The following is a 12,149-nucleotide window of genomic DNA, read 5'->3' on the forward strand; positions in this document are numbered from 1 at the left end:
TGAAGCAAAGGAGCATACCAAGAAATGAATCAACGGATCCAATCCGGTCCCGTTATGGCCGCGCTGCTGGTGGCGGGCTTTGTGGGACTGTTCAGTGAGACGGCCCTCAATATTGCGCTGGGGGACCTGGGCCATATCTTTGAGGTCAACGCTACGGTAATTCAGTGGCTGGCTACCGCCTATTTTCTGACGCTGGGTATTCTGGTGCCGGTGACCGGCATTCTGATGCAAAAGCTGACGACCCGGCAGATGTTCATCACCGCCGTCGTGCTGATGCTGGGAGGCACGGTGCTGGCGGCGCTGGCGCCTGTCTTTCCGGTGCTGCTGGCAGGGCGGGTCATCCAGGCGGCGGGGCTTGCAATCAATCTGCCGCTGACGCAGAATGTCATTTTCACTATTTTCCCCCCGGCGAAACGCGGCGCGGCTATGGGAATTATGGGGCTTGTCATGCTGGCCGGTCCGGCACTGGGACCGACGATCGCCGGTCTGATCCTCGACACCTTGTCCTGGAACTGGATCTTCTGGGTCACCGTTCCGTTCCTGCTGTTCTCGCTGGTCTTCGGCCTGAAATATGTGCCGAATCTTCATGAAGTCCGAGAGGTCAGAGTGGACGCGTTGTCCATCGTGCTGTCCACCCTCGGCTTCGGCGGCCTCGTCTACGGCGTCAGCATCGCCGGAGAGAAGGGATGGGGCGGCGCCGGGGTTGTCCTTGCGCTAATTCTCGGCATCCTGGGTCTTCTGCTCTTCACGGTCCGCCAGTTGAAGATGAAGACCCCGATGCTGAACCTGAAGGCTTTTCAGTATCCGATGTTCGTAGTCGGGGTAGTGATGGGCTTCATTACCTTCTTCAACATGCTGTCCATGCTGGTGATCCTGCCGCTCTACATGCAGGGGACTCTGCTGGTCGCCGCGTTCACGACCGGCCTGGTGCTGCTGCCGGGAAGTCTGCTGAACTGCGTGCTGGCCCCTGTGATCGGCCGGCTCTTCGATAAATACGGACCGAAGGCCGTCGTAACGCCGGGTACGCTGTTCGTGGCCGCTGCCTATGCGATCTACGCGCAGTTCGGAGCGGATACAGCGCTGTGGCTGGTTGTAGTTGCCCATATTGTAATGATGATCGGCGTCGGCGCCGTGCTGGCCAACGTCCAGACGAACACACTGAATTCGCTGCCCCGAGCCTACTATCCTGACGGCATCGCGCTCACACAGACTGTCCAGCAGGTAGCCGGGGCGATCGGCATCGCCGTGATGGTATCGGTATTCTCCGCCCGAAGCGGCGAGTTGTCGGGCGCTCCCGGCGGCATTGCCGAGGCGACAGCGGCGGGGTCCTCCCGCGTGTTCCTGATTGGCCTCATTCTGGCCGCCGTCAACGTGGGATTATCGCTGCTGATGAAGAAGCCGGGCGAGGTCCGGGTCAAGGCCGGGAAGACGGAGAGCGCCGTCTGGAAGGAAGAAGAAGCGCTCTAGGGCGTATGAACGGCCCGGCTTCGGAACAACCTAGGGGGAACATTCCATCCCGGGGAGGTCTGAAGAATGGCAAGGCGAAGAAGAACATATGCCGTGTCCGGAGCGGAACAGGGCATGCAGGCATTCAAAGCCGAGACGATGAGACGGGAAGGCTATCCGGTCGATCCGGCCCGTCCGGACGAGGTCAAGTACGAAGTGGCCCGGGACCTCGGCGTTCCGCTGCAGCCCGGCGGCAACGGGGGCTTGACCACCGAATCGGCGGGCCGGGTCGGCGGCCGGATCGGCGGTTCCATGGTCCGCGAAATGATCCGGCTTGCCCGGGAGAGCCTGGCGGACCGGTCGCCGCAGTAAGGCCGGCGCTTCCGGCCCGGCGCTGGCCGATTGTCCGGGCCGCCAATGCTGCCAAAAGTCCCTGCCGCGGTTGCGGCAGGGACTTTTGGCGCCGGGACAGAAACCGGATCAGAAGAGCAAGGGGCTGGAGAAGAGGAAGCAGATCACCCGTTAATCGCAGCAGGAGCCTCCGCCTGCCGTCAGCGCCGGTGCTCTTCCATCCAGGCGGCCGCCCAGTCCACGAAGGGACGCTGCTCGAAGAAGCGCACCTCTGCGCCTCCGATCCGGTGGATCGGGGGCCCCTGCTCCCGTTCGTACGCTTCGCCCAGCTCGGTGAAATCGCTGTCATTTACCTCCAGCGTCGGATAGGTGACCCAGCGCCGGACCCCGTTCTCCATTATGGCGCTGCTCTCCTCGACGAGGCGCTTGGAAGGGTACGCCGCCCGGGTCTCGGCCAGATGCAGCGACGTGTTCTTGTCATGGCCCACGCCAATCAGCAGCACATGCCCGCCGAGCTGATACAGCTTATCCAGCGGCGACCCGCTGCCGAAGATGTTGCGGAGATCATGCCCGCCGGTGAGATGCCGGGCTTTAGGGCCGACTGCGGCGAACGAGCGCGCCGGATGGTCCGAGCGGGCCGCTCCCGGCCAGGTGCGGAGCATTTCCGCCGCTTGCCCCATCCCGATGGCCGGCGTAAGGGCCGGGTCGTAGGCGGGCCAGTGTTCGCGGATAATCGGCCGCCACGCCGCGGGGAGATCTCCGTGGACGCCGGTGTCGGGGTCGAGGTTCTTCCAGGTCTGCGAAGGTATCATCAGCGTGCCTTCGGGACCGAGCACCGTCAGCAGAGCGCGGATCAGCGTCTCGGCGCCGCCGACTACGAAGCCGAGACGGCTCAGGGAAGCGTGGGCGATGACGGTCTGGCCTTCGGCCAGTCCGCAGGCCCGGAACTCCCGGATCAGGTCGGGGAGGGTCAGAATCGGCTGTCCGCTTGCATAATCGGTCATTCAACAATCATCCTTTCGCGGGGAGATGGCACGCGAAGCAACCCCGCAGCGAAGACTGCGGGGTTGCTTAGCTCGGAGGATTCCGGGAAGCATAGCCCTTCGGTTGGGATGTCCGGAACCCGCCGGACCTCTACTTCTGATTATAGCGCATAACGTCCGAAAGAATACCTTTTTGGACCCATATCCGGATATAATGGATTCAGATATGCAGTAAAGACAGGGGGAAGAAAGATTGTCGGGTCAAATTTCGCTGATTATTTCGATTGTGACGTTCTTCTTATCAATGGTGACGGTCGTGTTCACGTACCGGTTCAATCGGATTACCATCCGCAACTCGGCCAAGCAGGAGCATCAGAAGATGCTGCTGGAAGTCAATAAAATGATGATTGCCGATCCGTGGCTGTGGACAATCTACGACGATCACCCGCTGACGGCCAGCCGGCCCTCCAGCGAAGAGGACCAGGCGCGCAAAGAGTCGCTGATTTATTATTACCTGAATTACTTTGATGTCATTTATGAGTTCTACAACAAGCATATCATCATGAACCGGACAGATAAGGAGACCTGGCGGGCCTGGCGGGAGTATATGGAATCCTTTCTGCGCCGCTCTTCGCAGGCAAGGGACATTGTAGAGCGTTCCTATCCGCTGTACGAACGGGAGCTGTCCGGTTTCTACGCTTCGGTTCTTCGCAAGCTGGAAGAGGAGCGGGAGAAGGAGGTGCAGGAATGGAGCAGCCGGGCTGGCGCCTGAGAAAGCCGGAAGCCGGCGACATCGACGCGATGCTGGAGCTGAACTATGCCATTTATCCCGAGGAATGGCATGTGGACCGGAGCTATGTGGAGAAGGTGATGAGCCTTAATCCCGAGGTATACAATGTGCTGGAGACGCCGGAAGGAATCCAGGGCATCTTTAGCCTGTTCCCGCTTCCGCAGCCGTCGTATGAGCGGATGCTGCAGGGAACGCTGGAGGAGGATGAGCTGACGGCCCATCTGCTGGATTACCGCAACCCCGGTCCGGTGTGGCTCTACCTGATTTCCCTAATCGTGGACATTCGTTCCCCGCAGCGGCGGGCCTATGCCCGAAGCCTTATCCGGGCCATCCCGGACGAGCTCCGGCGTCTGGGGGCCGCTGGCATCGACGTCCAGGAGATCGGGGCCATTGCGGTTACCGGCGACGGCGACCGAAGCCTTCAGCGGATTGGCTTCGCCGCCGCCGGCACCGTCCCGTTCTACGGCCGGGACTACCCGGTCTATCGGGCCCGGCCGGAGGATCTGTACCGGGCCATCGGCGGCCCGGAGTAGGGGCGCCGCGGAGGAAGACCGCTTCGGCGGGGCCGGAGAGGTCCCTTGCCAAGATAAAATGTAAGCGCTTAAATTTCTGTTGCCATCGGAAAGATATCCTGCTATAATTCGGGTTGAAAAGGTTACCAAAGCAGTTGCCAAAACACTAATCGCAGCCGGAAACACGACTTGCAGAAAGAAGAGCTTTAGCATGAAAGCAACCATTCGAGACGTGGCCCGACTGGCCGAAGTATCCATCAGCACTGTGTCGCGCGTCATGAACGCGCCGGAGACCGTCGTCGCCAGCAAGCGGGACCGGGTACTCGAGGCGATCCGGCAGCTTCAGTATCAACCGAACGCTTTTGCCCGGGGGCTGATCTATAAGAAGTCATTCACGCTGGGGCTGCTGATTCCCGACATCGAGAACCTGTATTACGCCGGCATTATCCGGGGCATGCAGGATGCCTGCAACAAGCTGGGGTACAGCCTGATGATCTCCAACACCGACCGGGACCAGGAACGGATGCTTGCCTATATCGACGCCTTTCACGAGAAGCAGGTGGACGGCATTGTGCTGGCAAGCGACAGGCTTTATCCCGAGTACCACGAGCGATTGACCCGTTGCCGCATCCCGTTCGTGCTGCTGTCGACCCACTCCGACGAGCACGAGGTGCCGAGCATTGAAGTGGACGACGAAGCGGCCGCCTACGACGCCGTGAAGTTCCTGATTGACCTCGGCCACCGGGAGATCGGCATGATCGGCTTCAGCCACCATGATTCCATCGCGGGCCCTCCGCGGTACGCCGGGTTCGTCCGGGCCCTTGCCGAAGCGGGGCTGGAAGACAACGCCGGACGGGTGAAGAACGCGAATCACCGGTTCGAGGAGGCCTATCAGGCCGCGCATGAGCTGTTCACTGCCTATCCGTCTCTGACAGCGGTATTCTGCGTCGCCGACGAGTTCGCCATGGGCACGATCTCCTACCTTAAGGACCGGAACATTCTGGTGCCGGGTCAGGTATCGGTCATCGGCTTCGACAATCTGCGGATGGCGGGCATGTTCATCCCGAAGCTGACGACAATTGCCCAGCCGATCTACGAGCTCGGCTACCGGGCGGCGGAGAAGCTGCACGAGCTGCTGACGACGGGGAAGGTAGAAGTGCTGCGCGAGAAGATGCCGCACCGGCTGATTGTCCGGGAATCGTCCCGGGAGAGAGGTGCCCCTTGAACAAGGGCTTTTCTCCGGACTTTGTGAAAAGCTTTTCAATCCAACGGTTCGTCAATGGTTGACTTAGACTCTGACAAGGAGGTGATCCCGTCCATCGCACGGGTGTGCCCGGGCCATAAGGACCGGGCGGGAAGACCGGCGGCGCGCCGGCTTCCGGAGACGTTGGCAGGCCATTCTCACCAAACCACCAAAAGGGGATGTATGGGAAGATGACAAAAAAGACAGGACGCAGACTTTCGACACTGGCAGCGGTTGGCCTTTCCTTATCTATGCTGGCAGCTGGCTGCGGCAATAATAACAACAACGCTTCGCCGAGCACGGCTCCGGCCTCCGATGCGGGAACGCCTGCGGCCAGTGCGGCTCCGGCGGCCAGCGCGGCCGCTTCGGCCGACAGCCCGCTCCAGAAAGCGCTGAACGGCGAATATAAAGGCAAGAAAATCACCATGTTCGGCCCGTTCGTGGATGCCGACCAGAAGAAATTCGAGAAGAGCATCGAGGACTTCGAGAAGAAGACGGGCATTGATATCCAGTACGAAGGCTCCAAGGAGTTCGAGGCCACGATCAACGTCCGCGTGGACGGAGGCAACGCGCCGGATATCGCCGACTTTCCGCAGCCGGGCCTGCTGGCCGCCATCGCCAAGACCGGCAAGGTGATCGACTTGAACCAGGTGTTGGACCCCGAGAAGCTGAAGACCAACTACAACAAGAGCTGGCTGGATATGGCGACGATGGACGGCAAGAGCGGCAAGATTATGGCCGGCATCTGGAACCGCAGCAACGTGAAGAGCCTGGTCTGGTACCCGAAGAAGCAGTTCGAGGAAGCGGGCTACACCGTACCGCAGACATGGGATGAATTGATGGCGCTTACAGAGCAGATTGCCAAGGACGGCGACCCGGCCTGGGCGATCGGCATTGAGAGCGGCGCGGCTACCGGCTGGCCGGCAACGGACTGGATTGAGAACATTATGCTGCGTACTACGACGCCGGAGAATTACGACAAGTGGGTCAAAGGCGAACTGCCGTTCACTTCTCCCGAGGTGAAGAATGCGGCGGAGATCATGTCCAAGATCTGGATGAACCCCGACTATGTGTACGGCGGGACGAAGTCCATCGTCACGACGGCCTTTGGCGACGCGCCGAAGCCGATGTTCGAGAATCCTCCGAAAGCCTGGTTCAACCTGATGGGCAACTTCATTACGAGCTTCTTCCCCGAGACGGCCAAGGTCGATGAAGACTATGACTGGTTCTACCTGCCGCCGATCGACGAACAGTACGGCAAGCCGGTACTCGTAGCGGGCGACATCTATGCGATGTTCAGCGACCGTCCGGAAGTGCGGGCTGTCATGGAATTCTTCACAACGGGCGAGTCGATCAAGAGCTGGGTCGAGTCCGGCGGCGTCATTGCGCCGATGAATGACGCTTCGCTCGACTGGTACCAGTCGGAATCCGACCGCCGCATGGCCCAGCTGGTGCAGGATGCCACGACGCTGCGGTTCGACGGCTCCGACCTGATGCCGGGCAAGGTAGGCGCCGGCAGCTTCTGGAAGGGCATGACCGACTATGTCAGCGGCACGGCGACGCTGGACCAGGCGCTGCAGCAGGTCCAGAATGGCTGGGACAAATAGAACCGGCGCCTGCTAGGGCCGGAGCCAAGGGAATAACGAGGGGGGCGGAGGCGGGAAGGCCCCGCCCCTTTTGTATAGGGACCGTCATTCAAGCAACCGATAGGAGGAGCGCGTATGGAGACACAAGCCAAGCGGGGAGTCCGCCCGCGGGCCGTGCTGATATCCGTGGGCATACTGCTGGCCAACATTGCGGTCAACGGACTGATCTTCAAGTTTTTCCGGGATTCCACCCTGAACCCGATTGTAACGGCGCTGCTGGCTGTGCTGTGGGGCATTGTAGGCATCTACCTGATCTATTACACCCTGAACTATGCGGCCGAGCAATTCTCCGACGCGGTCCGCCGACGTATCCTCCCGTTCATCTTCGTGGGACCCGCGGTGCTGCTGCTGGGCTGGCTGCTGGTGCTTCCGGCGCTGCGCACGCTCTACCTCAGCTTCTTCAATGCCTCGTCCGACAAGTTCGTCGGGCTCAGCAACTACGCCGCGATCTTCAGCGACCGGCTGCTCGGCACGGCCCTGCGCAACAACCTGCTCTGGGTGTTCGTCGGCACGCTGGCCTGCGTCGCCTTCGGCCTTCTGATTGCCATCCTGGCCGACCGGAGCAGCTATGAGCGGGTGGCCAAGTCGATCATCTTCATGCCGATGGCGATCTCTTTTGTGGCAGCGGGCGTCATCTGGAAATTCGTGTATTACTATCAGCCGGGCGACGAGCAGATCGGTCTGCTGAACGCTATCGTGACTTTCTTCGGCGGACAGCCGCAGGCCTGGACCAGCATGCTGCAGCCCTGGAACAATTTCTTCCTGATTCTGATTCTGATCTGGATGCAGACGGGATTTGCGATGGTCATCTTCTCCGCTGCGATCAAGGGAGTGCCGGACGACATTCTGGAAGCGGCGCGCGTGGACGGCTCCGGCGAAGTCCGGATTTTCTTCCGGATCATCATTCCGTTTATCTCCAGCACCATTCTGACGGTAACAACCACCATTATTGTCTTCACACTGAAAATTTTTGACGTCGTCATGGTCATGACGGGCGGTCAATACGATACAGAGGTCGTCGCGACCCAGTTCTACCGGCAGTTCTTCATGTACCGCAACTTCGGCTACGGCTCGACGCTTGCCATTGTGCTGCTGATTGCGGTCCTGCCCGTTATCCTTATCAATCTGCGCCAGTTCCGCAAGCAGGGGGGGTTCTGATATGGTCGGCACCAAGAAGAGAAAAGGCAGCAAGACGGTCGTCAATCTCGTGCTCGGCGTCATCTGCTTCATCTGGCTCATTCCGACGCTCGGCCTGCTGATCTCCTCGTTCCGTCCGGCGGCGGATATTCTGGAGACCGGATGGTGGAAGGTGTTCCCTCACCAGGAATACAAGGCGTCCGGAGATGTCATCAAGCTGTCCAAAGACGTGGATCTGCGGGGACCGATCGAAGTCAACGGCAAGACGTATACCGACGCCCAGCTCAAAGCGGGGGTGATGCAGGACGGCAAGCGGCTCATGTGGGAGAACCGCCGGGCCCGCACCGTCAGCGTGATGACCGAAGGCTGGGTGACGAAGCCGGAATTGACAACGGATAACTACAAAGCGGTGTTGTCCGGCAAGGAGTACAAGCTGAAGAACGCCGACGGCAGCGTGACGACCGAGAAAGGCACCGGCTTGTCCCAGGCGTTCTGGAATACGCTGACCATCGCGGTGCCGGCTACGATTATTCCGGTATTGATCGCTTCCTTCGCCGCGTATGCATTCGCCTGGCTGCGCTTCCCGGGCCGCCGGACGATGTTCGTCACGATTATCGCCATGCTTGTCATTCCGCTGCAGGTGGCGCTGATCCCGGTTCTAAAAGACTACACAGCGCTCGGCCTGAACGGCAGCTATCTCGGCATCTGGCTGGCCCATACGGCGTTCGGCCTGCCGCTGGTCACCTACTTTATGTACAACTTTATCAGCCAGCTGCCGAAGGACCTGTTCGAGTCGGCCTTCATTGACGGCGCCAGCCATTTCACCATCTTCAGCCGGCTGATTCTCCCGCTGTCGGTGCCGGCGCTGGCGTCGATCGGGATCTTCCAGTTCCTCTGGGTGTGGAATGACTATCTTGTCTCGCTGATCTTTATCGGCAACCAGCCGGATGTGCAGGTCATGTCGATGAAGATTGCCGACCTCGTCGGCTCCCGCGGCAACGACTGGCACCTTCTGACCTCTGCGGCCTTTATCTCGATGCTGATGCCGCTCGCCATCTTCTTCCTGCTGCAGAAATACTTTGTCAGAGGCCTCATGGGCGGATCGGTCAAAGGCTGACGACGGAAAGGAGTCCGGACGATTATGAAAATGAAACCCTACATCCATCCCGAACCGCTGTATCCGTACCGGGACTGGACTCTCGAAGAAGAGAGATACGAGGACGAAGAGAATCAGCGCAGCGAGAGCCTGTTCGCCATCGGCAACGGCTATATCGGGATGCGCGGCAATCTGGAGGAAGGCTATCACGGGGAGCGGGGAACGTCGGTCAGCGGCAACTATCTGAACGGCTTCTACGATGCCGAGCCGATTGTCTATCCCGAGGGCGCCTACGGCTTCGCGGTGGTGAACCAGGCCATGCTGAACGTGGCGGACGCCAAAATCATCGGCCTCTCCGTCGAAGGCGAGACCTTTCATCTGAACACCGGAACCGTGCTCGCCTACAAGCGCACGCTCGATATGCGGCGGGGCATCCTCCGCCGGGAGGTGGACTGGGAGTCGCCGGAGGGCCGCCGGGTCCGATTGACCCTTACCCGGCTGGCCGCATTCGGCAACAAGCACCTGGCCGCCATCCGTTATGAGGCCAAGGCGCTTAATTTCGACGGCACGCTGACCTTCGCCTCTGCCGTCGACGGGACCATCGCCCGCCCGCTGAATACGGAGGGCGATCCCCGGCTCGGGGCCGGGGGCGGGCTGCCGAGCCTGCTGCCGGAAGGAATGGAGCACGGCGGCGCGTTCTCCTGGGTGCGCCAGCGCACCCGGCATACGCGGTTCGTGCTGCTGACGACGATGAGCCATGAGCTGTCCGCGCCGCCGGGCTTCGAGCGAAGCCGGACAGCGGCGGAACAGCGGCTGACCGAGGAATTCCGCGTCCCGCTCCGAAGCGGCGAGACAGCGGTGCTGACCAAGTACATCGGCTACCATACCTCCAGGGATTACCCGGAGGAGGAGCTGCTGCCAAGAGCGGAAGAGCTTCACCGGACGGCGGTCCGCGAGGGCTTCGAGCCGCTGCTTGCGGCGCAGAAGGCGTATCTGGACGACTTCTGGAAACGGGCGGATATCGAAATCGAGGGCGACCCGGCGCTTCAGCAGGGCATCCGGTTCAATGCTTTTCAACTGCTGCAATCCGTCGGCCGGGACGGCGTAACCAATATCGGAGCCAAGGGGCTGACCGGGGAAGGGTACGAGGGCCATTACTTCTGGGACACCGAGATGTACATGATGCCGTTCTTCACCTTCATCATGCCGGAGATTGCCCGCAAGCTGCTGGAGTTCCGCTATCATACACTGGACAAAGCGCGCGAACGCGCGGGCATTATGGCGCAGAAAGGGGCGCTCTATCCGTGGCGGACCATTGCCGGAGAGGAGAATTCCTCCTACTTCCCGGCCGGAACGGCGCAGGCCCACATCAACGCCGATATCGCTTATGCCATCCGCCAGTACGTGCTGGCGACCGGGGACACCGCGTTCCTTGTGAACCAGGGAGCGGAGATGCTGTTCGAGACGTCGCGGTTCTGGGCCGATCTTGGCCATTTCAACCCGGCGCGCGGCGGAGCCTTCTGCATTGATGCCGTTACCGGACCGGATGAATATACGGCGATCGTCAACAACAACGCCTATACGAACCTGATGGTCCGCAGCCAGCTGGAGTATGCGGCCGATACGGCCGATCTGCTGCGGGAGTCCTACCCGAAGGAGTATGAGCGGCTGGCCGAAGCCATCGGGCTCACGGAAGAGGAGCCCCGGCTCTGGCGGGAAGGCGCCGCGCGGATGTTCATCCCCCGGGAGGAGAAGCTCGGGATCATCGCCCAGGACGATACGTTCCTGACCAAGAAGCGCTGGGATTTCGAGAACACGCCGGCGGACAAGTACCCGCTGCTGCTGCACTATCATCCGCTGGTCATCTACCGTCATCAGGTATTGAAGCAGGCCGACGTTGTGCTGGCGCTGTTCCTCCTGGGCGAGCAGTTCACCCGGGAGGAGAAGGTGCGCAATTACGCCTATTATGAACCGCTGACGACGCATGACTCTTCCCTGTCGCCCTGCATTCACAGCATCGTAGCGGCCGAGGTCGGGGAGCTGGAGAGCGCGTACGGGTATTTCGACCGGACGGTGCGAATGGACCTCGACGACATTAACCGCAATGCCAAGGACGGTCTGCATACCGCAGCCATGGCCGGTTCCTGGATGTCCATCGTCCACGGCTTCGGCGGCCTGCGCCTGCCGGGCGGCCAGCTCTCTTTCCGGCCGCGTCTGCCTTCACAGTGGCAGAGCTGCCGGTTCCGCGTCTCCTTCCGCGCTTGTCTGCTGGAGGTGCGTATCGGCCGGGAGGAGACGGTCTACACGCTGCTGGAAGGCGAAGAGCTGGAGCTGCGGCATGGCGACCGGCCGGTCGTGCTGAAGGCTGCCGAGCGGCCGTCGATGGCTCTGCCCTCCATGGAACCTCCTGCTGAATGAATAACGGCGTCCGGCTCACCTGTGTGACTCAGGCGGGCGGGACGCCGTTTGCGCTTGAACGGGCCTATTCTTCGCTGTGCCGGGCCTCGTCCTTGACTTCCTCGCGGAAGCCTTCAATACTCTCGCGGCGGCGTTCGTTCTTGGCCTCGATCCGGCTCTTCTCCTCACCGCCGATTTCGGAGGCGAATTCGTTCAAGTATGATTCGGCTTCATGCAGATTCTGCTGCGTATTCTGGATATTCTTCTGCAGATGCGCCACATTGTCGGCGCGGTTGTCCGGCTTGGCCATGGGAGATCGCTCCTTGCACTCAAATTGCGCCCGGGATGGGCGCTAAAGGATAGCTTGATCCCAGGCGGAGCCTTTTATGCGAAAGATGCGGGAGACCCCGGGCAGTTCGCCGGGTTTTCCGGCTTTTTTGCCGGATTTAATAAGAATTTAAATCTAATTAATTTGTAGGGTTAATCCGATAAATTAATTTGGCGACAAGGCGGGAAAGGGCCTTCCTGTCCCGTAACTTTCAGCCGAA

At 60.6% G+C, this 12,149-nt stretch carries 11 protein-coding genes; 9 read left to right on the plus strand and 2 right to left on the minus strand.

Going from position 1 to position 12,149, the window contains the following annotated elements; genetic code table 11:
* Positions 1–24 precede the first annotated feature (24 nt).
* Complete coding sequence (locus RBI05_RS09930; RefSeq protein ID WP_310550974.1) at positions 25–1,467, plus strand: DHA2 family efflux MFS transporter permease subunit; 1,443 nt, start codon at positions 25–27, stop codon at positions 1,465–1,467.
* 66 nt (positions 1,468–1,533) lie between these two features.
* The gene (locus tag RBI05_RS09935) at positions 1,534–1,818 is read left to right on the plus strand and encodes an alpha/beta-type small acid-soluble spore protein (protein ID WP_150457555.1); all 285 of its coding nucleotides are present in this window, start codon (positions 1,534–1,536) and stop codon (positions 1,816–1,818) included.
* A 179-nt stretch (positions 1,819–1,997) separates the two neighbouring features.
* Here the strand turns inward: RBI05_RS09935 and RBI05_RS09940 are convergent, their stop codons facing one another.
* Positions 1,998–2,801, minus strand: a complete 804-nt coding sequence (locus RBI05_RS09940; protein WP_310550975.1) for an aminoglycoside N(3)-acetyltransferase — start codon at positions 2,799–2,801, stop codon at positions 1,998–2,000.
* Positions 2,802–3,033: 232 nt separating this feature from the next.
* Between RBI05_RS09940 and RBI05_RS09945 the strand changes: the two genes are divergently transcribed.
* The 7 genes from RBI05_RS09945 (at position 3,034) to RBI05_RS09975 (ending at position 11,622) form a co-directional block, all read left to right on the plus strand.
* A complete protein-coding gene (locus RBI05_RS09945; RefSeq protein WP_150457553.1) occupies positions 3,034–3,552 on the plus strand; it encodes a hypothetical protein in 519 nt (172 codons plus the stop codon).
* A complete protein-coding gene (locus RBI05_RS09950; RefSeq protein ID WP_150457552.1) occupies positions 3,528–4,103 on the plus strand; it encodes a hypothetical protein in 576 nt (191 codons plus the stop codon). Before RBI05_RS09945 ends, RBI05_RS09950 begins: the two co-directional genes overlap by 25 nt.
* A gap of 190 nt (positions 4,104–4,293) precedes the next feature.
* Positions 4,294–5,307, plus strand: coding sequence for a LacI family DNA-binding transcriptional regulator (locus RBI05_RS09955; protein WP_310550976.1), 1,014 nt, complete (start codon positions 4,294–4,296; stop codon positions 5,305–5,307).
* A 209-nt stretch (positions 5,308–5,516) separates the two neighbouring features.
* Positions 5,517–6,932: an ABC transporter substrate-binding protein gene (locus tag RBI05_RS09960; RefSeq protein ID WP_310550977.1), complete on the plus strand. Its 1,416-nt coding sequence runs from the start codon at positions 5,517–5,519 to the stop codon at positions 6,930–6,932.
* Between the two features lie 114 nt (positions 6,933–7,046).
* Entirely contained in the window at positions 7,047–8,129 is a 1,083-nt protein-coding gene (locus tag RBI05_RS09965; protein WP_150457549.1) for a carbohydrate ABC transporter permease, read from the plus strand.
* A gap of 1 nt (position 8,130) precedes the next feature.
* Positions 8,131–9,225, plus strand: a complete 1,095-nt coding sequence (locus RBI05_RS09970) for a carbohydrate ABC transporter permease (RefSeq protein ID WP_150457548.1) — start codon at positions 8,131–8,133, stop codon at positions 9,223–9,225.
* A gap of 24 nt (positions 9,226–9,249) precedes the next feature.
* On the plus strand, positions 9,250–11,622 hold the full coding sequence (locus RBI05_RS09975) for a glycoside hydrolase family 65 protein (protein WP_310550978.1): 2,373 nt from the start codon (positions 9,250–9,252) through the stop codon (positions 11,620–11,622).
* Between the two features lie 64 nt (positions 11,623–11,686).
* Here RBI05_RS09975 and tlp read toward each other — a convergent pair whose 3' ends face one another.
* On the minus strand, positions 11,687–11,911 hold the full coding sequence (tlp, locus tag RBI05_RS09980) for a small acid-soluble spore protein Tlp (protein ID WP_310550979.1): 225 nt from the start codon (positions 11,909–11,911) through the stop codon (positions 11,687–11,689).
* Between the last annotated feature and the right edge of the window lie 238 nt (positions 11,912–12,149).

Source organism: Paenibacillus glufosinatiresistens (genome assembly GCF_031470375.1).
Lineage (GTDB): Bacteria > Bacillota > Bacilli > Paenibacillales > Paenibacillaceae > Paenibacillus_AQ > Paenibacillus_AQ glufosinatiresistens.